The sequence below is a fragment of the Janibacter limosus NBRC 16128 genome (assembly GCF_001570985.1).
Classification (GTDB): domain Bacteria; phylum Actinomycetota; class Actinomycetes; order Actinomycetales; family Dermatophilaceae; genus Janibacter; species Janibacter limosus.
The window spans coordinates 38,877-59,508 of sequence record NZ_BCSS01000013.1; the positions used below are offsets into that span (position 1 = coordinate 38,877).

Consider the following 20,632-nt stretch of genomic DNA (forward strand, 5'->3'; position numbering starts at 1 on the left):
ATGGGTCTGCTCAACGCGCCGCCCGCGCGCACCGTCTTCATCCATGGTCGTGGCCGCAGCGGACCCGAGGCCTGGCCGCTCATCGCCCGGCTCGAGCGTCCCGACCACGTCTTCCTCCAGCGGACCGGCGCTGCCGACCAGCCCGAGCGCGACGCCGACCGGGCCATCGAGGCACTCGGCGGACGTGGCCACGTCGTCGGTCACTCCTACGGCGCGGTGACGGCCATGCTGGCAGCGCAACGTCGCCCGGACGTGCTGCGCAGCCTCGTCCTGATCGAGCCGGCCTGCTACGACCTCGCCCGTGGGGGGCGTGGGGTCGAGGGACACATCAGCGCGATGGCCCCGGTCTTCGCGCTCGCCGACGACCCGAGTGTCGACGGCGAGGACTTCCTCGCGCGGTTCGCCGCGGGCATGGGCGCGCTCCCACCCGCCCTCGACAGCGGCACCTGCGAGGCGGTCGCCACGCGCATCCGGACGACGCCGGCGCCGTGGGAGATCGACCTGCGCACCGACACACCGCGCCTCGTGCCGACCCTCGTCATCACCGGCGACAGCGCGCCGATGTACACCGAGGTCGCGGCGGCGCTCGAGGCACAGGGCGCGACGCACCTCGCCCTGCCGGGCACCGGCCACCGCCCGCAGGACACCGACGAGGGGGTCGCGGCCATCTGCCGGTGGCAGGCGGAGCACTCGGCCTGAGCGCCCCACCTGCTCCGGTCGTGGCTACTGCTGGTGCAGGATCGCCACCGGGCAGGTCGCCAGGGCGAGCACCCGCTGCGACACCGAGCCCAGCAGCATCCCGCGGAAACCGCCCCGGCCGCGCGAGCCCACGAGGAGCAGGTCAGCACCCTCGGCGATGTCGACGAGCGTGTCGGCGGCCCGCCCGTGGTGGACCTCGACGGTGACCGTGATCTCGGGGTGCGCCTCCCGGTCGGCCGCGATGGTGCGCTCGGCCATCGCGCGGTAGCGACCATCCACCGACTCCCACTCCGGGGTGCCCGGCTCCGTGACGACGACGCCGTTCTCGACCTCGACATTCCACGAGGTCACGGTCGTCACGGTCTTGCCGCGGTAGGCGGCCGCGTCGAGCGCGTGCCGGAAGGCCAGCTTGCTGTGCTCGCTGCCGTCGATGCCCACGACCACCCGTCCGTCACCGGTCGTGCTCGCGTTCTCCGGGACGAGGACGACCGGGCAGGGGGCATGGGCGACGACGCTCATCGAGGTCGTCCCGAGAACGACCCGCTCGGCGCGGTTCTTGCGGGCGGACCCGACGACGAGGACCCGGGCACCGTCGGCCGCCGCGAGCAGGGCGCCGGACGGGGACCCGGTCGGCAGTGCCGTGGTGACCGGCAGCCCGGGGCGCGCCGACTCGACCCTGGCCCGCGCCTCGGTGACGACCCGCGTCGACTCCTGCTCGATGCGGTCGACGATGTCGGGGCTGGTGAGCAGCTCGCCGTATGCGGACAGGGGCGTGCCGAGGTCGACGGCGTGCACGAGGTGCAGTGGCGCCGAGAGCGCGACGGCCTCGGCGCTGGCCCAGTCGATCACGGCATGATCGCGGCGGCTCCCGTCCAGGGCGGCGACCACGGCGTCGGCAGGGGTGGGGCTGTCGTGAGTGCTGGCGTCGATGCTCATGCCCCATTGTCCCCACGAACCACTGCGGCGTGAAGGGGGGGTCACCCCCAGTCGGTCAGACCGGAGCGGTCGTGCGACCCGTCGGGCCAGACCGCACGCACGATGCCCGCCGCCGCCAGCGCCTTGCGGCACCCCGGGCACGGCGGGTCGGTGATGTAGGCCGTCGCCCCCTTGGTGTCACGCGTGGCGAAGAGCAGGGCGTTGACCTCGGCATGGATGGCGATGCAGAAGCCGGGGCTGCCCGGACGGTCGTAGTCCCCCAGACCGGGCACCGCCTCGTAGTCGAGCTGACCCCGGGGACACGCTCCCTCGAGGCAGTCGGCCTCGCCCGGAGCGGCACCGTTGTACCCCGTCGCGATGATCCGGTGGTCGATCGTCAGCACCGCGCCGACCCGGCGCCGGGTGCACTTGGCCCGCGCCGCGACCGCGCTGGCGATCCCGAGGAAGTAGTCGTCCCAGCTCGGCACGCTCGGGGCAGAGGTCATCACATCGGGCATGGGGCAGATCCTAGGCATCCGATCCACGGAACCGATGCGGCGGTGGCGCGCTCTCGGTGATAGACCACGGTGGTGAGCACCCACGAGAGTCCAGCCGAGTCGAGCCGGCGGACTCCCCCCTTCGGCCTCGCGCTCGTCGTCATCGCGGTGGCGCTCATCTCGATCAACCTGCGGCCCGGCGCCACGTCGCTGGGGCCGCTGCTGGAGGAGGTGCGAGCGGGCCTTCACCTCAGTCCGACGCTCGCGGGGGTGGTCACCGCGCTGCCCGGGTTCGCCTTTGCGGCCGCCGGAGGAGCCGCCGTCGGGCTCTCCCGCAGGATCGGCCTCTCGCGAGGCATCACCTACGGCGTCGCGGCCGTCGTCATCGCCCTCGTGGCCAGGGTCCTGACCGACTCCTCGCTCCTCTTCCTCGTGCTCACCGCCCTCGCCCTGGCCGGCATGGGGTTGGGCAATGTCCTGGTCCCGGCCTGGATCAAGACGCACTCGAGCGACGGCGGGGTGCGGCTGATGACGATCTACAGCATGGGCCTGACCGTCGGTGGCGCGGGAGGCCCGCTGCTGGCCGCACCCGTTGCCGGCATCGCTCCCGGCCAGTGGCGCGGCGCGCTCGGCATGTGGGGCGTGGTGGCCCTCGCCGCGCTCATTCCCTGGGTGATCATCACGCTGAAGGACCCCGTCCGCGGCGCCGTCGGCCCCAAGGTCAGCTCGCGGGTCCGGCACTCCCCGACCGCGATCGCGCTGACGGTGCTCTTTGGCGTGCAGTCGATGAATGCCTACGTCCAGTTCGGCTGGCTACCGCAGATCTACCGAGATGCCGGCCTGTCCGCGGGGAGCGCCGGAGGGCTCACCGCCATCCTCACCGGGCTGGGGATCATCGGTGGACTCATCATGCCGACGGTGATCCACCGCAGCCGCGACCTGTCGCCATGGATGATCGCCTTCGGCTGCCTCGCCGCCGCGGGCTATCTCGGTCTGCTGGTCGCGCCTGCCACAGTGCCGTGGCTGTGGGTGGTCCTGCTGGGCCTGTCGGGCTTCGCCTTCCCCACGGCGATCGCCCTGATCACCGCGCGCACGCGCGACCCACGGATCACCGGGCAGCTGTCCGGCTTCGTCCAGCCGGTCGGCTACCTGCTGGCCGGGATCGGTCCGCTCGTCGTGGGTCTGCTGCACGAGCTCACCGGCGGGTGGACCCTCGTGCTGGTCCTCCTCATGACCAGCGGCCTGGGGATCACCCTGGCCGGTATGCGGGTCGCGCGACCCGTCTGGGTCGATGACGAGGTGGCCGCCCGGTCCTGACCCGGGTCACCCCCACCGCCGCAGGCACGCTGCAGCCACCGCGCCCGGATCAGGAGCACCCATGATCTCGCGCACGACCGCCACCCCTGCGACCCCGGTGGTCGACAGGAGCGAGATGTCCGCGAGCCGGACATCGCCGATCGCGATGACCGGCAGGTCGGTCACCGCCACGCGCAGGGGGTAGCCCGCGAGGCCGATGGGCGGCCGCCCGACGTCCTTGGTGGGTGTCGGGCGGAAGGGACCGCTCCCCAGGTAGTCCGGCCTGGCCGCACCGGTGCGGGCGTGCGCCTCACGGACGTGCTCGATCGTCCCGGCCGTCAGCCCGATGATCGCGTCAGGACCCAGCAGCGCGCGGGCCTCGACCACGGGCAGATCAGCCTGCCCCAAGTGGACCCCGTGGACCGGCGCTCCCCGCCGTCGGGCGGCGTGGGCGACATCGGCCCGATCGTTGACGAGCACCCGGGTGCCCGGCGCGACCCGCGCCACCGCATCGGCGACGGCGAGGACGAGGTCGAGCAGGTCGCCGGCGAGCAGGTGCTTGGCGCGCACCTGGACCACGCCAGCGCCGGCAGCAGCCGCTGCCGCCGCGGCCGCCACGGTCGCGCGGCCCTCGCCCGAGGTGACCAGCTGGAGCCGCCAGTCGATCACTCCCACGACAGCCCCACCCCCTGCGACACGTCGTCGGGGGTGACCTCGTCGAGGGCGTCGACGAGCGCGACGCGGAAGCTGCCCGGCCGCAGGTGGCCGATCCGCTCGGACGCCACGGTGAGCAGCGCGGTGGCCGCAACGACCGCGACGAAGGGAGGCGCCACCGCCAGGTGGCCAGCCGTCAGCGCCCCGAGCAGGCAGCCGGTCCCGGTGACCCGGGTCAGCGTCGGAGAGCCGGAGGCGACCCGCGCGGTGCGCTCGCCGTCGGTGATGACGTCGACCGGCCCGGAGGCCGCGACGACGCACCCGTGCCGGGTGGCGATCTCCCGGGCGGCTGCCACCGCGGCGTCAGGGGTGGCGGTGCTGTCGGCCCCTCGCCCTCCCCGTGCCGCCCCCGACAGGGTGAGGACCTCGGAGGCGTTGCCGCGCACCGCCGTCGGTGCCATCTCGAGCAGCTCGTGCGCCATCCGGGTGCGCACCGGCGCCAGCCCGATGGCCGTCGGGTCGAGGACCCACGGCAGGCCCCGGTCGGCGGCCACGCGCGCGGTGGGGACCATGCCCGCCATCCCGTCCGAGCCGAGCGATCCGAGGTTGACCAGCAGTGCGTCGGCGACGGTCACGAGGACCGGCGCCTCCTGCTCGCTCTCGGTGAGCATCGGCCGGGCGCCGGCGGCCAGCAGGCCGTCGGCGACCAGCGCCCGGGTGACGGACCCGGTCGCCCCGTGCACGAGCGGCGCCCGGGTGCGCACGGCGGCGATGGCCTCGGCGATGTCCGATCGCAGCGCCCTCATCGACTGGCCACCGGGTCGGGCAGCTGCCGGGACACGCTCTCCACGTCGCGGTCCAGGTCGGTGGGGTCCAGCCTCGGTCCGAGCGCACCGCATCCCGCGACGAGCAGGCCGCCCAGTGCGAGGACGACCACCACGGACCCGTCGTGCCCGAGGACCGGCTCGAGCGCCGGCAGCCACCACGGCCACAGGGCAGGACCGACGATGGACAGCGAGTACGCGGTGCCGTATCCCGTCGCCCGCACGTGGGCGGGGAAGCGCTCGCACAGGTAGGCACCGACCGGCCCGTACCCGCACACCGTGATGACCTGCAGCAGCGCGATCCCGACGACGAAGGGGAGCACGCCGGCGGTCATCGTGGCGAACCACAGGGCGGGCGCGAGGAGTGCAGCCGCCACTCCCCAGCCGATGAAGAAGCGCCGGCGACCGAGCAGGCTCGACCAGTGACCGGTCCCCGACATGACGACGGCCTGGGCGATGGCGGCGACACCCATGATGACGGCGACCTCGCTGCCGGCGAGGTCGTGGTCGGCCGACAGTCGGCCCGTCGCGAGGATGACCACCATGTTGGTCATCAGCCACAGGCCGCTCATCAGCCCGAACATCTGCCAGAAGGCCGGGGCGTAGACCCCGCGGAGCACGGCGCGCAGGCCCAAGGTGGCCGGGGCGCTCCCTTCGCCCGTCGTCTCGGTCCGTCGCACGACCTGCGGCGCATCGCCCACCCGCGTGGAGTAGTAGCGCAGCAGCGCCAGGCTGGCCAGCCCGCCGGCGACGAAGGCCAGTCGCCACCCCCACTCGGCATAGGCGTGCGGCCCGAGGAGGGCCACCAGGCCGGCCGTGGCGAAGGCGATGCTCGACTGGGCCCACGGCGCCATCGACATGATGAGCCCGGAGACCATCCCGCGGCGGCGGGGTGCCGACCACTCCATCGCCAGGGGGATGGCCGAGGTGTATTCGCCGGCGAGGAAGATGCCTCCGACGAAGCGCAGGAGGACGATGGTGGCGATCGCCGCGGCTCCGATGCTCTCGTGCGTGGGCACGGCCGCGATGGCCAGGCTGCACACGGCCGTGCCGGCGATGGCCACCTTGGTGGTGCGCGTGCGGCCGATCCGGTCGGAGATCCGACCGAAGACCATCGACCCGATGGGCCGCCCCAGGAGGGTTGCGACGATCACGATCGCCCCCGCCGTGACGCCGGCGTGCGGACCGGCCAGCGTCACGAGTGCCGGTGCGAGCGCGACGACGGGCAGGAAGATGTTGATCTGGTCGACGTAGTTGCCGACGACCCCGGCGCGCACCGCCGCGCGACCGGTGGGCGGCAGCCCGGGCACCAGGCTCATCGGCCCGCTTCCTCGGTGACGTAGACGCTGGAGCCGAGCTCGACGAACTGGCGCGACTTCGCCGCCATGCCGGCCTCCGCGACCGCCCGCTGCGCCGCGGCCGAGCCGTAGGCATCGCGGATGTCCTGGCTGATCCGCATCGAGCAGAACTTCGGTCCGCACATCGAGCAGAAGTGCGCCGTCTTGGCCGGCTCGGCCGGGAGGGTCTCGTCGTGGAAGGCCATCGCCGTCTGCGGGTCCAGCGCGAGCGCGAACTGGTCGTGCCAGCGGAACTCGAAGCGTGCCCGGCTCAGGGCGTCGTCGCGGTCCCGGGCGCGGGGGTGCCCCTTGGCCAGGTCGGCGGCGTGCGCGGCGATCTTGTAGGTGATGACGCCGGTCTTGACGTCGTCGCGGTCGGGTAGCCCGAGGTGCTCCTTGGGCGTGACGTAGCAGAGCATCGCGGTGCCGTGACGGGCGATCTCCGCCGCGCCGATCGCCGAGGTGATGTGGTCGTAGCCGGGCGCGATGTCGGTGACGAGCGGGCCGAGCGTGTAGAAGGGCGCGCCGTGGCACCAGTCCTGCTCGAGGTCCACGTTGTCCTTGACGAGGTGCAGCGGGACATGGCCCGGCCCCTCGACCATGACCTGCACGTCGTGCGCCCACGCCCGCTCGGTCAGCTCGCCCAGGGTCCGCAGCTCGGCCAGCTGTGCCTCGTCGTTGGCATCGGCGATCGATCCCGGCCGCAGCCCGTCACCGAGGGAGAAGGCGACGTCGTAGCGGGCGAAGATCGTGCACAGGTCGTCGAAGTGCTCGTAGAGGAATGACTCCCGGTGGTGGGCCAGGCACCACCCGGCCATGATCGACCCGCCGCGCGAGACGATGCCGGTCACCCGGTCGGCGGTGAGCGGGACGAAGGCCAGCCGCACGCCGGCGTGGATCGTCATGTAGTCGACGCCCTGCTCGCACTGCTCGATGACGGTGTCGCGGAAGATCTCCCAGGTGAGCGCGTCCGCCTGGCCGTCGACCTTCTCCAGCGCCTGGTAGATCGGGACGGTGCCGATCGGGACGGGGCTGTTGCGGATGATCCACTCGCGGGTGGTGTGGATGTCGTCACCGGTCGACAGGTCCATCACGGTGTCGGCTCCCCAGCGGGTGGCCCAGGTGAGCTTGTCGACCTCCTCGGCGATCGAGCTGGTCACTGCGGAGTTGCCGATGTTGGCGTTGATCTTGGTCAGGAAGGCCCGCCCGATGATCATCGGCTCGGACTCCGGGTGGTTGGCATTGGCCGGGATGATCGCCCGGCCGGCAGCGACCTCGTCACGGACGAGCTCGGGCGAGCAGCCTTCTCGCAGAGCGACATAGCGCATCTCCGCGGTGATGTCGCCGCGGCGTGCGTAGTGCAGCTGGGTGACCGTGCGACCCTCCACGGCACGAAGGGGGGTCCTCGCCTCCCCCTGCCACGCCAGGGAGGCATCGCCTCGGCGCACGGCCGAACGACCGTCGTCCATCAGGTGCCGAGGACGTCCCTCGTACGACTCGACATCACCGCGTGCGGCGATCCAGCGCGAGCGCCCTCGTGGGAGACCGGACTGGGGGTCCGACCCCGGACCGACGGTGCGATAGACGAGGACATCCTCGTTGGGTGTGCCGTCAGGGCTGTCAGCCAGGGCGATGGCCGTGACGGGGACCCTGATGGACGGGTCGCTGGGGTCGACGAGCTCCTCACGACGGTGCTGGGCATGGACCTCGAGCTCATGGGTAGCGCGCATGTCTGCGCCTCCTCTTCCTTCGCCGGCATGATCCGGACAGGTTCAGACGGTCCGGACGGCAACAGTCCGATCTCAGCTCGTGCCCGAGCTCCCGTGGGGGTGCTCCGATACAACCACATGGCTACGGTGGCGGCATGGCAGCCCCTCTCCCCCCTCCACCCGTGGTGCTCTCGATCGCCGGGTCGGACCCTTCGGGCGGGGCCGGGATCCAGGCCGACCTGAAGACCTGCAGCGCACTCGGCGCCTATGGCACGTGCGTCATCACCGCCCTGACGGCGCAGTCGACGCAGGGCATCACCCATGTGCACGAGGTCCCCACCGAGATCGTGCGGGCACAGGTCGAGACCCTCGTGGCGGACGTGCGCGTCGACGTGGTCAAGCTCGGCATGCTCGCCTCCGCAGCGATCGTCGAGACGGTGCACGAGCTCCTCGTCACCGGGCCCCTGGCCACCGTGCCGGTCGTGCTCGACCCGGTGATGGTCTCGACCTCGGGCTCCCGCCTGCTCGCGCCGGACGCCGTGGCCGCCGTGCAGGCCCTGCTGCCGCGTGCCGATGTCATCACGCCCAATGTCCCCGAGGCAGCCGTGCTCCTCGGGGAGGAACCGGCCACCTCCGCCGATGACCTGCTGGGCCAGGCCCGACGGTTGCTCGACCGCGGCGCCCAACGCGTGCTCGTCACGGGCGGGCACCTCGACGGCGACGAGTCGCTCGACCTGTGGCTGGACGCATCAGGAGCCGTGCCGCTCACCGCTCCTCGCGTGCCGACGGTCTCAACGCACGGCACCGGGTGCACGCTCAGCTCGGCGCTGGCAGCGCTGCGCCCACGTCACGACGACTGGGTCGGGGCCGCGCGCGAGGCCAAGGCCTGGCTCACCGAGGCGCTGCGTCACGGGGATGCGTTGCAGGTCGGCGCCGGCTCCGGTCCGGTGCACCACTTCCACGAACAGCCGCGATGGCGGGAGCCGGTCAGCGGGTGAGCAGGTCCCGCAGCACGACCGCCTGGTTGTGCTCGTGGTCGGCGGCGCCGAAGAGGAGCGTCACCCGACCGCGCTCCTTGACGATCTGCTGCAGCTGGTCCCACGCGTCGGAGTCGGTGAGCTCCTCCTCGTACCTGGTGGCGAACTCGTCGAACCGATCGGGATCGTGCCCGAACCACTGACGCAGCTCGGTGGACGGACCGGCCTCCTTCAACCACTCGTCCAGGGCCGCGTCCTCCTTGCTCACCCCGCGCGGCCAGAGGCGATCGACGAGGACCCGGTGACCGTCCCCCTTCGCCGGATGGTCGCGGACGGAGCGGACGCGGACCTGGTGCGCGGTGGTCATGCTCCGACGCTACGCCGGTCGGGGCGCACCCAGCCGAGCGCCATCGAGACGGCGGCGAAGGTCCACGCGGCCACGGCCACCCACAGCCACGCCGCGCCGATCGACTCGACGATCGGCAGGGAGTCGGCCCGACCGAGGTACATGCCGGCGACGGCGTACATGCCGAGGGGAAAGACGATGCTCCACCAGGTCGACTCGTAGCGCAGCGGGATGCGGTGCACGACGTGCCGCCACACCCCGACGGCGAAGAGGACGGGGATGAGCCAGGAGGCCCACGCCCAGCACAGGACGACGAGCCCGGCGATGAGGCCCGAGGTCGCGTCGACCATCGGTGTCGAGGTCATCTCGACGATCTTGGCGCCGGCGACCACGGTGATGGCGACGGCCCCCATCGACACCCAGTACGGCGGGTTGAGGTCCTCCGGCGTCAGCGGGTACTGCACGAGACGCAGCGCGACGAAGACCGCGCAGGCGGCGTAGAGCACGACGCCCACCGACCACGCGATGACCGCCAGGATCGCGAGCGCCTCCTCGCCGCGGGTGACATGTGGCTCCAGCCCGGCTGCCGTGGTGGCCACCGACTGGCTGGCGACGACCCAGATGAACCAGGTGCCGTTGGCTTCGGTGAGCACGGGACGCTGCGCGCTGGAGAGCACCGCCGCCCAGGGCACGGCGTAGCCCAGGACCAGCCACACGACGGTCGCCAGGCCCAGCAGGAGCGCGCTCACGCTGGACTGCACGTCGAGGAGGCGGACCGCGAGCACGCCCGAACCGGCGACGACCGTGAAGTAGCCGAAGGCCAGCCGCGGGTCGTGCAGGTCGGCCAGAGCGCGGTCACGGTGCAGCACCAGCCGAGCGGCGAGCGCGACGGTGAGCGCGACCCAGGCGGTGGCGGCGATGACGAGCAGCACGGTCGACAGGATGCTCAGGCCCTGCTGGTCCATCCCGATCGAGACGATGCCCGTCGCCATGACGAAGGCGAAGGCGCCCGGCGGCAGCCCGGCGATCGCGGCTCGGACGGAGACCACGCGTCAGCCGTCGACGTCGTGCAGGTGGTGCTCGATGTCGTGGAGCAGGTACCGGCACAGCTCGGCCACCGTGAAGGGCTTGCCGTCGCCGCGCAGCCCGGTGTGCTCCCAGGTGTCACCGCGTACCCCGTCCAGGACACCGACGGTGCGCTGGGTCTCGGCCGCGATCTCACGGGCCACGGTCTGCGGGTCACCCGCCCAGAACCGCTGACGGACGGCCTCGGCCTCCCCGTCGTAGTCGGCGAAGGGGGCACCCTCCTCCGCGAGCATCATCGTCACGCGCTCGCCGAGCACCCGGGTCAGGTCGCGGGAGTGGCTCGCGTACTCGACCGGCGACCAGACGCCGGGCTCGGGTCGCTCGGTGGCTCCCGCCCGCTGCAGGACGTGGGCCCACCGCGGGACGGCAGCGTGCAGCCGCTCGCCGGTGAGGGCCGGGTCGTGGGGCGTGTACCCGCAGTCGGGGCAGCCCTCGTCGACGACGAAGGTCCAGTCCCGGGTGTCGTGCTCGGCAGGAGGTGGCGTGGCGTCCATGCCTGCCATGGTGCCAGCAGCCGGCTCAGGCGAAGATCGCGGCCAGCCGGTCGATCGAGTCCTGCAGCCGCTCGCTGGTCGTCCTGCGGGCGCGGGGGACGCGGGCCTCGTCGGTCAGGTCGGTCCAGTCGTAGGTGTGGGTGATCTGCGTGCGCCCGTCCTCGAGGGGGCGCAGCTCCCAGCGCCAGAGATGGCCGGGTGGCACCCCGCCCTGCTCCGAGGGACGCCAGGCGATGAGCCGACCCTCCTCGAACTCGACGACGTGGTTGTCGCGCAGCACGCCGTCCTTGGTGAGGACCATGACGAAGACGTCCCCGACGGCGCGCACCCGTTGTCCGGGTGCCGCCTCGGCGAGGTTGTCGTTGCCGTCCCACGCGGGCTGGCGGGCCGGGTCGGCGATCTGCTCGAAGATCGCCTCGGCGGGCGCGTCGACGACGGCGGTGGCACTGACGACCTTGGTCTCGTCCATGGCACCACCCTAGGCCCGGGGTCAGTCGGCGACAGTGATGACGATCTTGCCGGTGGCCGAGCCGCTGCGGCTCGCCGCGAAGGCCTTGGTGATGTCCTCGAGGGCGAAGCTGCGGTCGATCTCGACCTCGAGTCGTCCGGCCGCGACCTCGTCCAGCAGCTGCGCCAGGCGCTCGCCGTCGGGACGCACCCACACCCAGCGGCCGCCGTGCTCCTCCACGGTGGGGTCGGCGATCGACGCGAGGCGGCCCCCTTCGCGCAGCACGTCCAGGGAGATGTCGAGGACGCCACCGACGAGGTCGGCCACGGCGTCGAATCCGTCGGGAGCGACGTCGCGCAGGCGCTCCCGCAGGCCCTCGCCGTAGGCCACCGGCGTCACCCCGATCGCGCTCAACTTGTCGTGGTTGGCCGGCGAGGCGGTCCCGACGACCTTCGCCCCGGCGGCCACCGCCAGCTGCGAGGCGAGGTACCCGACCCCACCGGACGCGGCGTGGACGAGGAGGGCGTCCCCCTTCGTCACGGCGAGGGTCTCGAGGACGCGAAGGGCGGTGAGCCCGGTGAGCGGCACGGCGGCGGCGATGTCGTCGCTCACCCCGTCGGGGACGGCGGCCACGTCGTCGGCCATGACGCTCACGTACTCGGCGAAGGTGCCGGCGGAGACGATCTGCTTGCGGGCGTAGGCGGCCACCCGGTCCCCCTCGGTGAACTCGGGGGTGTCCGGGCCCACCGCGTCGACGACGCCGGCCACGTCCCACCCGGGGATGACGGGGAAGGTCGCGTCCATGAGGGCGTCGAGCCCACCCGACATGACCTTCCAGTCCACGGGGTTGACCGACGCGCGGGTCACCCGGATGCGGACCTCACCGGGCCCCACCTTGGGGATCGGTCGGTCGGTCATCCGCAGCTCGTCGTCGTCGCCGTATCGGTCATAGGTCATTGCACGCATGGTGGGGACAACAGACACGTCGCGCAGGTCATTCCGCCGCGTGGCCGACTCGCCGAAGCCTGCGACCTTTGCCTCGATGTCGTGGCCGTCTCAGCTGTCGGGGATCATCCGGATGCTGCTCACCTTGGTGCCGATCGTGAGCGCGCCGCCACCCGAGCCCTTGACCTTCAGGCTCTTGACGATGGTCACTGCGTCCCCGTCGACCACGGGGTTTGCCGACGGCGTCACGCGTGATCGGCTCGGCGTCCTCACCCGTGGTGCCCTGCGCGTCCGCGGTCCACTCGAGCGCACATTGGGCAGGTGAGCACAGGGCCGCTCTCGTAGGTGAGATCGCTGGCGCACTCGGGGCACAGAGGGAGCTGGTCGTCGGACATCGACAAGATCTCACTGGAGAGCCGTCACGACGGACGCAGGTCGCGGCCGGGTGACATCGTAGGAGCATGGTCAGTCACCCCGCCCCCTCCACGCCCACCATCGCGGCCGAGGAGGACGTCAACCGCTACGACCCTGAGTACCGGGGATGGTTGGAGACGGCGATCCGCAGGGTGCGCAGCGACGCCAACCGCTCGGCGGACACCCACCTGGTCCGGGTGCCTCTCCCCGCGCAGTGGGGCGTGGACCTCTATCTCAAGGACGAGTCGGTGCACCCGACCGGGTCCCTCAAGCACCGACTCGCGCGCTCCCTCTTCCTCCATGCCCTGTGCAACGGGTGGATCCACCCGGGCAAGCCGGTCATCGAGGCGTCCAGTGGATCGACCGCCGTGTCGGAGGCCTACTTCGCCTCGCTGATCGGTGTCCCCTTCTATGCGGTGATGGCGCGATCGACGAGCCAGCAAAAGGTGGACCTCATCGAGTTCCACGACGGGACCTGCCACTTCGTCGACAACGCCCACGAGGTCTACGCGGTCGCCGCGGCGCTGGCCGAGGAGACCGGCGGTCACTACATGGACCAGTTCACCTACGCCGAGCAGGCCACCGACTGGCGCGGCAACAACAACATCGCGGAGTCGATCTTCGAGCAGATGTCGATGGAGGAGCACCCCGAGCCCGCATGGATCGTCGCGACCGCCGGCACCGGTGGCACCTCGGCGACCCTGGCCCGGTACGTCCGCTACACCGGGCGGTCGACGGGCATCTGCGTCGCGGACCCGGAGAACTCCGCCTTCTTCCCCGGGTGGCGTGACCACGACCCGAGCGTCACAACGGCGATCGGCTCACGCATCGAGGGCATCGGGCGGCAGCGGGTGGAGTCCAGCTTCATCGCCTCGAGCATCGACCGGATGATGCGCGTGCCCGACGCGGCGTCCATCGCCTCGGTCCTGCTCCTGGAGGAGCTCATCGGCACGCGAGCGGGCGCCTCCACGGGGACGAGCCTGTGGGCCGCGCTGCGCATCGTGTCCGAGATGGTGCAGGCAGGGACGCAGGGGAGCATCGTCTCGTTGATCTGCGACCCGGGCGAGCGCTACCTCGACAAGTACTACTCGGGGACCTGGCTGCAGGAGCAGGAGATCGACATCGCTCCGTACCAGCGGCGACTGGAGGACTTCATGCGCACGGGCCGGCTGGTCTGAGGACGGGTCTGCTGGAGGACTCGAGCCGGCACGACGACTGGTCGGACCCCGTCGACATCCGGCGTACAGTCCACGAAGGAGCTGACTTTGGCTCCGCCACCATGGGAGTTCGGATGTCCGGCACCGCTCATCAATCCTCACCAGTCCCCCCTTCGTCGGGAACGACCACCTCGAGCTCACTCCTCACCCTCGGCCTGCTCGCAGGATCGACGATGGAGAACGAGCGGCGGCTTCCGCTGCACCCTCACCACCTGGACCGCATCGACCCCGACGTGCGAGCACGCATGGTCGTCGAGCGCGGCTACGCCGCCGACTTCCAGCTGGGACCCGGGTACATCGAGTCGCGCGTGGGTCGGGTCGCCGAGCGCGCCGAGGTCATCGCGTCCGCTGACGTCCTGCTGCTGCCCAAGCCGCAGGCCGCCGACGTGTCCGCGCTGCCCGAAGGGCGGACCCTGTGGGGGTGGCCGCACTGCGTGCAGGACGCCCACATGACGCAGACCGCGATCGACCGCCGGCTCACGCTCATCGCCTTCGAGGCCATGAACCACTGGACGCGCCGTGGGGACTTCAGCCTCCACGTCCTCCACAAGAACAACGAGCTGGCCGGCTACTGCTCCGTGCTGCACGCGTTGAGCCTCAGGGGGTCGACCGGTGACTACGGGCCGCGGATGAGTGCGGTCGTCATCGGCTTCGGCGCCACGGCACGAGGCGCGGTCACCGCCCTCAAGGCGCACGGGATCCACGACATCCAGGTCCTCACCCAGCGTGGTGCCTCGGCCGTCGGGTCGCCGATCCACAGCGCGCACATCACCCAGCTGCACACCGACGACGGCCCGATCCACCTCAGCACCGTGCCCACGCAGGACGGTGACGTGCTGCTCCCGACCTTCCTCGCGTCGCACGACCTCGTCATCAACTGCACGCTCCAGGACCCGACCTCACCGATGACCTACCTGCGGACCGAGGACTTGCAGGAGTTCGCCGCGGGCAGCTTGATCATCGACGTCTCGTGCGACGAGGGCATGGGTTTCGAGTGGGCCAGACCCACGACCTTCGACGAACCGATGTTCACCGTCGGTGAGGGCGTCAACTACTACGCCGTCGACCACAGCCCGTCCTACCTGTGGAACTCCGCCACCTGGGAGATCAGCGAGGCGATCCTGCCCTTCCTCCGCACGGTGATGCAGGGCCCGTCAGCCTGGACAAAGAGCCTGACCATCTCCCGCGCGATCGAGATCCACGACGGAGTGATCAAGAACCCAGCCATCCTGGAGTTCCAGGGGCGCGAGGCCGCCCACCCCCACGTCCGGGCTGCTCAGGTGTCCTGACTCGGCGCTGCGGCACAATGGGAGCGATGAGTACGACAGACCTCTGGTACGTGTCCTACGGGTCCAACATGTCCCGTCGGCGGCTCGGCTGCTACATCGAAGGGGGCCAGCCGCCCGGCGCACAGATGAGTTATGTCGGCGCACGGGACACCACGATGCCGCTCGCGGACATCGCCGTCACCCTCCCGGGGAGCCTCTACTTCGCGGGCGAATCCCGGACCTGGGGCGGCGGGGTGGCCTTCTACGACCACGACTCCCCCGGCGCCACCGCTGCCCGCGCGTACCGGATCACCGTCAGCCAGTTCGTCGACATCGCTGCCCAGGAGATGCACCGGATCCCTGACCCCGGCGACCCGCTCGAGGCCGTGCTCCTCAACGGCCTGCCGGACGCTCGCCACCAGGTCGGGCCGGGTGTGTACGAGACCCTCATCGAGGTCGGTCGGCACGACGGCCTGCCGATGCTGACCTTCACCGCTCCCCACGGCCTGGACGCGACCTCGCACGCTGCCCCTCGGCCCGCCTATCTCGCGATGCTGGCCGAGGGCCTGCGAGAGGCGCACGGCTGGGACCAGGAGCAGGTCGACCAGTACTTCGCCTCCGTCATCCGCGGTGAGGGCGAAGGGCGTCGGGCGGCTCTCCCTTCGCACAGCCCTGACGCGCTGGACCTGATGGCACGCGACCCCGACTTCGCCGGCAGCCGCGAGTAGCGCAGCCGCGGCCACGCACCTCCGGAGATGATTCAGCCGCTGGCGAACGCTCGTGCCTGCCAGCGACCAGCGCGGTGCTCGATCTCGATCGGATGATCGAAGCACTCGCTCACCAGGACGGTCGCAAGGTCTCTGCGTGACCGGTGCAGCTCGTCGACGGTGCTGAGGAACTGCTCGCGTGCCGCGACGTCGAGTCCTGTGGAGGGCTCGTCGAGCAGGCAGCGGCAGCGCGTGCCCGTAGGCACCTGCTCACGCTCATGGCGGGCTGAGGGTCGACTTGCAGGGCGCGCGACCTCCGGAAAGACGAACGGGGGAGCCGTGAGCATGCCGCATGAGTCCGCCAGAGGTCAGACGTTGAAGCGGAACTCCACCACGTCGCCATCGACCATGACGTATTCCTTGCCCTCCATGCGGACCTTGCCCGCAGCCTTGGCGTCCGCCATCGAGCCGAGCGTGTCGAGGTCGTCGAAGGAGACGACTTCGGCCTTGATGAAGCCACGCTCGAAGTCGGTGTGGATGACGCCGGCTGCCTGGGGGGCCTTGTCGCCGCGGTGGATTGTCCACGCACGCGACTCCTTGGGGCCGGCGGTCAGGTAGGTCTGCAGGCCGAGGGTGTTGAAGCCCTTGCGTGCCAGCTGGTCCAGGCCCGGCTCGTCGATGCCCACGGACTCGAGCAGCTCGCGCGCCTCCTCGTCCTCCAGCTCGGCGACCTCGGACTCGAGCTTGGCGTTAAGGAAGATCGCCTCGGCCGGCTCGACGAGCGCCTGCATGCGGTCCTGCAGGTCGGTGTCGGTCAGCTGGTCCTCGTCGACGTTGAAGACGTAGATGAAGGGCTTGGTGGTGAGCAGGCCCAGCCCCGCGGCCAGCTCCATGTCGACCCCGGCAGCGCACCCCTTCGCAAAGAGGGTGTCGCCCGCCTCGAGGACCTCGCGGGCAGCAACGGCCGTGTCGAGGACGGCCTTGTCGATCTTCTTTCCCTTGAGCTCCTTCTCGAGGCGCGGGATGGCGCTCTCGAGGGTCTGCAGGTCAGCGAGGACGAGCTCGGTGTTGATGGTCTCCATGTCGGAGGCGGGGTCGATGCGACCGTCGACGTGCGTCACGTCGTCGTCAACGAAGGCGCGCACCACCTGGCAGATCGCGTCCGACTCACGGATGTTGGCGAGGAACTTGTTGCCCAGCCCCTCCCCTTCGCTCGCACCGCGGACGATTCCGGCGATGTCGACGAAGGAGACCGTCGCGGGGAGGATCTTCTCGCTGCCGAAGATCTCGGCGAGCCGCTTCAGCCGGACATCCGGCAGCGGGACGACGCCGACATTCGGCTCGATGGTCGCGAAGGGGTAGTTCGCGGCCAGGACGTTGTTCTTGGTCAGCGCGTTGAACATCGTCGACTTGCCGACGTTGGGGAGACCGACGATTCCGATGGAGAGTGCCACGGGGACAAGAGTCTAACCGGGCGAAGGGAGATCCCCACCTCGGTCCCCGGCGGCCACCCACCGACGCAGCAGGAAGCGCAACGACCACCAGATCGCGACGAAGAGCACGAGCAGCCCGACGAGGCGGCCCCAGGAGCCATCAGAGGTGGCGAGGACGGGGATGTAGAGCAGTGTGCACAGGACCGGGATCGCGGCAAAGATCAGGGCGAAGTCCTTGACCGTCTCGCGTCCCCACATCGACCAGAGCAGCACCCGGCGGGTCGGCCGACGACGAGGCAACGTCAGGTCGTCGAGGGGGTCACTCACGAGGCCCCCGGCTCCGCGGAGTTCTCGAGGTAGGCCGTGCCGTCAGCGCGCCCCATGGCGATCTCGGCGATCATGCGGGCGGTGTACGGCGCGACGTGCTCGGCGACAGTCGCGGCATCGGCCCAGTGGACGGCCTTGAGCTCGCGGGTCTCGAGCGTGGCGCCGTCGAGGAGGTCCTCGGGGACGTGACCGAGGTCGAAGAGACAGAGCAGCGCATCGTCCCAGCCGCGGTAGGGCGGCAGCCAGTTGACCGCGAGCATGCTGCGGACGGCGACGTCCAGTCCGAGCTCTTCCTTGACCTCACGCACGACGCAGTGAGCGGGCGACTCCCCCGGGTCGACGATGCCGCCGGGCAGGTCCCAGTCCTTCTTGTACGTCAGCTGGCACAGGGCGATGCGGTCACCGTCGGTGCGCAGGATCCCCTGGGCGATGAGGCGCTTGCGGGGCATCCGGGCGTTGAGGATCTTGTTGAACGCCAGGCGCCCGGCCTCGGTCGCGAGGTTGGGTCGAGTCGTGGAGGCCTTGACCTGCTCCTCGGTGGGCTCGTGGCTCGTCATGCTCCTGAGGCTACCCGCGCTACTCCCCGAGCCGGCCGTCGATCCGCTCCCGCAGCAGGTCCGCGTGACCGAGGTGGCGGGAGTACTCCTCGATCATGTGCAGAAGCAGCGCGCGGATGCTCCACGTGCCGCCGCCGTTGTCCTCGAAGGCGTCGTCGAGCGCGCGCACCGCGACGATGGCGTCGGCCGCGCGACACTCAGCCCTCCAAGTGGCCAAGGCGTCGTCGACGCACTCTCGGGTGCCGACCGCGTCGTCCCACTCACCGTCCGCGTTTCCCGGGCCGCGGTAGAGGGTCGCGACGTCCTCGCCCGCGACGCACTGGCGTCACCACCCCTGCTCCACGCGGGCAAGGTGGCGGACCAGCCCGAGGAGGGACATGGTCGACGGCTCCACGGCACGGGTGGCGAGCTGCTCCGGGGACAGGCCCGCGCACTTCGCCTCGAGCGTCTCGCGTTGCCACCGGACGAAGTCCAGGAGCAGCTGGCGCTCGTCACCGACCGGGTCGAAGGGGGTCCGCGGGTCCTTCCCGTCGTCGCCGAGGAGCATCTGCGCGCGCGGGGTCTGCCTCATGCCTCCCACGATCGTGCCGCCGACGCCCGATCGTCAACGCCGATGCGGCAGTCGGTTGTCGGTGCTCGACGAGACCATGGGTCATGGGTCGTCGACGAGGACGAAGGGGGATGACGTGACGGTCATCGAGGCAGTGCAGGTGGGGCAGGAGCCGGTCGAGAGAGGCGCTGACGCGAGCCAGGTGCCGGTAGCACGCGTCCTGGCTCAAGTGCTGGGAGCCGTGGGACGCGCGAGGGATCGAGCACTCAGCTCGGCGTCCTCCATGGACGACGCCGAGCTCGAGTCGACCTTGAGCGCCACGGAGGCGGCCCGCCGAGCCGTCGACGCGATGGAGCTGACGCTCGTCGCCGAGCTCAACCGCCACGGCGAGCGAAGGGGGTCGGACGGCCTCTACCGCGACGTGCGGCTGGCGGTGGACCAGGTCGCGGAGATGGCGCCAGATGCACTGGCCCTGGCCATCGGGGTGGCGCCGGCCGAGGCGGACCGGCGCTGCCGCCTCGCTGCCCGATCGGCCACCGACCTGGCCGACCTCACGGACCTGCTCGCGCAGGGCCGGGTCAGTCGACGCGCGCTGGAGATGGTCCACCGGCACACCCGGGACACGACTGCGGAGACGACGCGGGCGCTCGTCGACCACCTGCTCGGGGCCAAGCGGGGCCAGCCCGAGTCGATCCGGATCACCGAGATGGAGCCCCACGAGATCGCCAAGGCCTGCCGGCGGCTGCTCACCCGGCTGGACCCCGACCTGATGCAGGCCCGCGCGGACGCCAACCGCGCCACCCGGCTCGACGTCCGCACGGAGCCCGGCCCCGTGGGCACGAGCTACCTGACCGCGACGCTGCCGAGCGAGATCTGCGCAGCGATCAAGGCGGCCGTCGACGCGGCGGGCGGGCTCCGCCTCGAGGAGGACCCGTCGATGCCGATCGGCACCGCGAGGGCACTCGGTCTGGCCGACCTCGTGCTGCGCGGGGTCGACGTCGAGGCCCAGGTGCGCCTGGGCATCCCGGTCATCGCCTCCGCGGTCTCACGGCTGACCTTCGCGCCAGTGCCATCACGATGCGGAGGCTGCCGGGGCAGGTCCGCGGGACCGCGCGACATGACCGACGCCGAGGTCCGCGAGCTGCTCGCCGACGACGTCGAGTACGAGCGGGCGACCACGGAGACGGTGCGCATCGTCACCGGCTCCGGCGCCGACGAGGTCGAGGTGCTCTCCGAGGAGTGGATGGCGGACGTCTCCACCCAGGTCCGCGTGGGCGCGACGGACGACGCCCCGTGGGTGTCGGGGACGACCATCCCCGGTGTCGGGTTCGTCCCACCGGACGTCGTGGCGGCCCTCGTGGCCAGGCTCGACACCAAGGTCGCCCGCGCCCTGATCGACGCGCGGACCGGCACCCTGCTCGAGACCTCCACACCGCGCTACGCGATCCCCAAGGCGCAGCGTGAGTTCGTCGCCGCTCGTGACGCGACCTGCCGCATGTGGGGCTGCGAGCGCCCGGTGCACTCGACCCGGCTCGGCTGGGCCGCCGACGTCGACCACGCCACACCGTGGCCCGAGGGCGAGACGACACCCGGCAACCTGTCGGCCCTGTGCCGCCACCACCACCGGGTGAAGCACTCGCCACGATGGACCCACCGGCTCGACGCCGACGGGTCGACCGAGTGGATCACGCCGGGCGGCGTGCACGCCTTCACCTTCCCGGTGCACGCGGTCGATGCAGACGACGAGGACGAGGAGGGGGCTTCGTCCCCGTCCACGGGGACCAACGAAGGACCGGGAGCCGGCGAGGGTCCGGAGGGCGGGACCACGACAGCCGCTTCGTCCCCGTCCACGGGGACCAGGCCCCCAGCCACCTTCATCGGCCCGATCCCCTTCTGACCGGCAGCATCCCAGGGTCCCCGGCGTTGTCGGTG

Annotated in this window: 24 protein-coding genes, 1 pseudogene and 1 riboswitch; of the genes and pseudogenes, 7 read left to right on the plus strand and 18 right to left on the minus strand. The window is 71.3% G+C overall.

Annotation, left to right across the window (positions count from 1 at the left end):
• Nucleotides 1-699 (plus strand): alpha/beta fold hydrolase, encoded by a 699-nt coding sequence (locus tag JLI01S_RS06700; protein WP_068261927.1) that lies wholly within the window; start codon nt 1-3, stop codon nt 697-699.
• A gap of 24 nt (nt 700-723) precedes the next feature.
• On the opposite strand, the gene JLI01S_RS06705 is transcribed toward JLI01S_RS06700, so the two are convergent.
• Nucleotides 724-1,635, minus strand: coding sequence for a universal stress protein (locus JLI01S_RS06705; RefSeq protein WP_068261932.1), 912 nt, complete (start codon nt 1,633-1,635; stop codon nt 724-726).
• A 41-nt stretch (nt 1,636-1,676) separates the two neighbouring features.
• Nucleotides 1,677-2,132, minus strand: coding sequence for a deoxycytidylate deaminase (locus JLI01S_RS06710; RefSeq protein WP_068261934.1), 456 nt, complete (start codon nt 2,130-2,132; stop codon nt 1,677-1,679).
• A gap of 72 nt (nt 2,133-2,204) precedes the next feature.
• Between JLI01S_RS06710 and JLI01S_RS06715 the strand changes: the two genes are divergently transcribed.
• Nucleotides 2,205-3,428, plus strand: a complete 1,224-nt coding sequence (locus tag JLI01S_RS06715; protein ID WP_157074851.1) for an MFS transporter — start codon at nt 2,205-2,207, stop codon at nt 3,426-3,428.
• Nucleotides 3,429-3,434: 6 nt separating this feature from the next.
• On the opposite strand, the gene JLI01S_RS06720 is transcribed toward JLI01S_RS06715, so the two are convergent.
• From JLI01S_RS06720 to thiC, 4 genes are all read right to left on the minus strand, one after another.
• Nucleotides 3,435-4,082 (minus strand): thiamine phosphate synthase, encoded by a 648-nt coding sequence (locus JLI01S_RS06720; protein WP_084349250.1) that lies wholly within the window; start codon nt 4,080-4,082, stop codon nt 3,435-3,437.
• A complete protein-coding gene (thiM, locus tag JLI01S_RS06725) occupies nt 4,073-4,867 on the minus strand; it encodes a hydroxyethylthiazole kinase (protein ID WP_068261953.1) in 795 nt (264 codons plus the stop codon). The genes JLI01S_RS06720 and thiM overlap by 10 nt, the downstream gene beginning before the upstream one ends.
• Nucleotides 4,864-6,204, minus strand: coding sequence for an MFS transporter (locus JLI01S_RS06730; RefSeq protein WP_084349251.1), 1,341 nt, complete (start codon nt 6,202-6,204; stop codon nt 4,864-4,866). The genes thiM and JLI01S_RS06730 overlap by 4 nt, the downstream gene beginning before the upstream one ends.
• On the minus strand, nt 6,201-7,952 hold the full coding sequence (gene thiC / locus JLI01S_RS06735) for a phosphomethylpyrimidine synthase ThiC (RefSeq protein WP_068261956.1): 1,752 nt from the start codon (nt 7,950-7,952) through the stop codon (nt 6,201-6,203). The genes JLI01S_RS06730 and thiC overlap by 4 nt, the downstream gene beginning before the upstream one ends.
• A riboswitch (TPP riboswitch) is annotated at nt 7,948-8,057 on the minus strand. It overlaps the preceding gene by 5 nt.
• 29 nt (nt 8,058-8,086) lie before the next feature.
• On the opposite strand from thiC, the gene thiD reads away from it, so the two are divergent.
• The gene (gene thiD / locus JLI01S_RS06740; protein ID WP_068261959.1) at nt 8,087-8,929 is read left to right on the plus strand and encodes a bifunctional hydroxymethylpyrimidine kinase/phosphomethylpyrimidine kinase; all 843 of its coding nucleotides are present in this window, start codon (nt 8,087-8,089) and stop codon (nt 8,927-8,929) included.
• Here the strand turns inward: thiD and JLI01S_RS06745 are convergent.
• The 7 genes from JLI01S_RS06745 to JLI01S_RS17710 form a co-directional block, all read right to left on the minus strand.
• Nucleotides 8,919-9,275 carry a DUF488 domain-containing protein gene (locus JLI01S_RS06745; RefSeq protein WP_068261961.1) on the minus strand — a complete coding sequence of 119 codons (357 nt, stop codon included), beginning with the start codon at nt 9,273-9,275 and terminating at the stop codon, nt 8,919-8,921. The two genes, thiD and JLI01S_RS06745, sit on opposite strands and share 11 nt — an antisense overlap.
• Nucleotides 9,272-10,303, minus strand: a complete 1,032-nt coding sequence (locus tag JLI01S_RS06750; protein ID WP_068261963.1) for a tellurite resistance/C4-dicarboxylate transporter family protein — start codon at nt 10,301-10,303, stop codon at nt 9,272-9,274. Before JLI01S_RS06750 ends, JLI01S_RS06745 begins: the two co-directional genes overlap by 4 nt.
• A gap of 3 nt (nt 10,304-10,306) precedes the next feature.
• Nucleotides 10,307-10,834: a DinB family protein gene (locus tag JLI01S_RS06755; protein ID WP_068262079.1), complete on the minus strand. Its 528-nt coding sequence runs from the start codon at nt 10,832-10,834 to the stop codon at nt 10,307-10,309.
• A gap of 25 nt (nt 10,835-10,859) precedes the next feature.
• Nucleotides 10,860-11,303 carry an SRPBCC family protein gene (locus JLI01S_RS06760; RefSeq protein WP_068261967.1) on the minus strand — a complete coding sequence of 148 codons (444 nt, stop codon included), beginning with the start codon at nt 11,301-11,303 and terminating at the stop codon, nt 10,860-10,862.
• A 21-nt stretch (nt 11,304-11,324) separates the two neighbouring features.
• Nucleotides 11,325-12,248 carry an NADP-dependent oxidoreductase gene (locus JLI01S_RS06765; RefSeq protein ID WP_068261970.1) on the minus strand — a complete coding sequence of 308 codons (924 nt, stop codon included), beginning with the start codon at nt 12,246-12,248 and terminating at the stop codon, nt 11,325-11,327.
• 90 nt (nt 12,249-12,338) lie between these two features.
• A complete protein-coding gene (locus tag JLI01S_RS17705; protein ID WP_369407368.1) occupies nt 12,339-12,437 on the minus strand; it encodes a PhnA domain-containing protein in 99 nt (32 codons plus the stop codon).
• Between the two features lie 59 nt (nt 12,438-12,496).
• Nucleotides 12,497-12,622, minus strand: a complete 126-nt coding sequence (locus tag JLI01S_RS17710; RefSeq protein ID WP_369407369.1) for a hypothetical protein — start codon at nt 12,620-12,622, stop codon at nt 12,497-12,499.
• 66 nt (nt 12,623-12,688) lie between these two features.
• Here JLI01S_RS17710 and JLI01S_RS06775 point away from each other — a divergent pair, with 66 nt between their 5' ends.
• From JLI01S_RS06775 to JLI01S_RS06785, 3 genes are all read left to right on the plus strand, one after another.
• Nucleotides 12,689-13,819 (plus strand): PLP-dependent cysteine synthase family protein, encoded by a 1,131-nt coding sequence (locus tag JLI01S_RS06775; RefSeq protein ID WP_068261973.1) that lies wholly within the window; start codon nt 12,689-12,691, stop codon nt 13,817-13,819.
• 113 nt (nt 13,820-13,932) lie between these two features.
• Nucleotides 13,933-15,147, plus strand: a complete 1,215-nt coding sequence (locus tag JLI01S_RS06780; protein ID WP_084349252.1) for a N(5)-(carboxyethyl)ornithine synthase — start codon at nt 13,933-13,935, stop codon at nt 15,145-15,147.
• 26 nt (nt 15,148-15,173) lie between these two features.
• A complete protein-coding gene (locus JLI01S_RS06785) occupies nt 15,174-15,854 on the plus strand; it encodes a histone deacetylase (RefSeq protein WP_084349253.1) in 681 nt (226 codons plus the stop codon).
• Between the two features lie 32 nt (nt 15,855-15,886).
• Here the strand turns inward: JLI01S_RS06785 and JLI01S_RS06790 are convergent, their stop codons facing one another.
• From JLI01S_RS06790 to JLI01S_RS17450, 5 genes and pseudogenes are all read right to left on the minus strand, one after another.
• Nucleotides 15,887-16,099, minus strand: coding sequence for a hypothetical protein (locus JLI01S_RS06790; protein WP_068261981.1), 213 nt, complete (start codon nt 16,097-16,099; stop codon nt 15,887-15,889).
• A gap of 102 nt (nt 16,100-16,201) precedes the next feature.
• The gene (gene ychF / locus JLI01S_RS06795; protein WP_068261983.1) at nt 16,202-17,287 is read right to left on the minus strand and encodes a redox-regulated ATPase YchF; all 1,086 of its coding nucleotides are present in this window, start codon (nt 17,285-17,287) and stop codon (nt 16,202-16,204) included.
• 12 nt (nt 17,288-17,299) lie between these two features.
• Nucleotides 17,300-17,593 (minus strand): subtilase-type protease inhibitor, encoded by a 294-nt coding sequence (locus tag JLI01S_RS06800; RefSeq protein ID WP_068261985.1) that lies wholly within the window; start codon nt 17,591-17,593, stop codon nt 17,300-17,302.
• Nucleotides 17,590-18,150 carry an NUDIX domain-containing protein gene (locus tag JLI01S_RS06805; protein WP_068261988.1) on the minus strand — a complete coding sequence of 187 codons (561 nt, stop codon included), beginning with the start codon at nt 18,148-18,150 and terminating at the stop codon, nt 17,590-17,592. The genes JLI01S_RS06800 and JLI01S_RS06805 overlap by 4 nt, the downstream gene beginning before the upstream one ends.
• Nucleotides 18,151-18,169: 19 nt before the next feature.
• Nucleotides 18,170-18,721 (minus strand): annotated as a pseudogene (locus tag JLI01S_RS17450) (DinB family protein).
• A gap of 262 nt (nt 18,722-18,983) precedes the next feature.
• Here JLI01S_RS17450 and JLI01S_RS06815 point away from each other — a divergent pair.
• A complete protein-coding gene (locus tag JLI01S_RS06815) occupies nt 18,984-20,597 on the plus strand; it encodes an HNH endonuclease signature motif containing protein (RefSeq protein ID WP_169797297.1) in 1,614 nt (537 codons plus the stop codon).
• The last annotated feature ends 35 nt before the right edge of the window (nt 20,598-20,632 follow it).

Excerpts from the sequence above, each read along its gene's own strand:
- thiM (WP_068261953.1), bottom strand. The coding sequence starts at position 4,867 with ATGAGGGCGCTGCGATCGGACATCGCCGAGGCCATCGCCGCCGTGCGC.
- JLI01S_RS06780 (WP_084349252.1), top strand. The coding sequence starts at position 13,933 with ATGTCCGGCACCGCTCATCAATCCTCACCAGTCCCCCCTTCGTCGGGA.
- JLI01S_RS06805 (WP_068261988.1), bottom strand. The coding sequence starts at position 18,150 with ATGACGAGCCACGAGCCCACCGAGGAGCAGGTCAAGGCCTCCACGACT.
- JLI01S_RS06730 (WP_084349251.1), bottom strand. The coding sequence starts at position 6,204 with ATGAGCCTGGTGCCCGGGCTGCCGCCCACCGGTCGCGCGGCGGTGCGC.
- JLI01S_RS06815 (WP_169797297.1), top strand. The coding sequence starts at position 18,984 with ATGGACGACGCCGAGCTCGAGTCGACCTTGAGCGCCACGGAGGCGGCC.
- JLI01S_RS06775 (WP_068261973.1), top strand. The coding sequence starts at position 12,689 with ATGGTCAGTCACCCCGCCCCCTCCACGCCCACCATCGCGGCCGAGGAG.
- JLI01S_RS06765 (WP_068261970.1), bottom strand. The coding sequence starts at position 12,248 with ATGCGTGCAATGACCTATGACCGATACGGCGACGACGACGAGCTGCGG.
- JLI01S_RS06760 (WP_068261967.1), bottom strand. The coding sequence starts at position 11,303 with ATGGACGAGACCAAGGTCGTCAGTGCCACCGCCGTCGTCGACGCGCCC.
- JLI01S_RS06705 (WP_068261932.1), bottom strand. The coding sequence starts at position 1,635 with ATGAGCATCGACGCCAGCACTCACGACAGCCCCACCCCTGCCGACGCC.
- JLI01S_RS06785 (WP_084349253.1), top strand. The coding sequence starts at position 15,174 with ATGAGTACGACAGACCTCTGGTACGTGTCCTACGGGTCCAACATGTCC.
- JLI01S_RS06755 (WP_068262079.1), bottom strand. The coding sequence starts at position 10,834 with ATGGACGCCACGCCACCTCCTGCCGAGCACGACACCCGGGACTGGACC.
- JLI01S_RS06710 (WP_068261934.1), bottom strand. The coding sequence starts at position 2,132 with ATGCCCGATGTGATGACCTCTGCCCCGAGCGTGCCGAGCTGGGACGAC.
- thiD (WP_068261959.1), top strand. The coding sequence starts at position 8,087 with ATGGCAGCCCCTCTCCCCCCTCCACCCGTGGTGCTCTCGATCGCCGGG.
- JLI01S_RS17710 (WP_369407369.1), bottom strand. The coding sequence starts at position 12,622 with ATGTCCGACGACCAGCTCCCTCTGTGCCCCGAGTGCGCCAGCGATCTC.
- JLI01S_RS06745 (WP_068261961.1), bottom strand. The coding sequence starts at position 9,275 with ATGACCACCGCGCACCAGGTCCGCGTCCGCTCCGTCCGCGACCATCCG.
- JLI01S_RS06700 (WP_068261927.1), top strand. The coding sequence starts at position 1 with ATGGGTCTGCTCAACGCGCCGCCCGCGCGCACCGTCTTCATCCATGGT.
- thiC (WP_068261956.1), bottom strand. The coding sequence starts at position 7,952 with ATGCGCGCTACCCATGAGCTCGAGGTCCATGCCCAGCACCGTCGTGAG.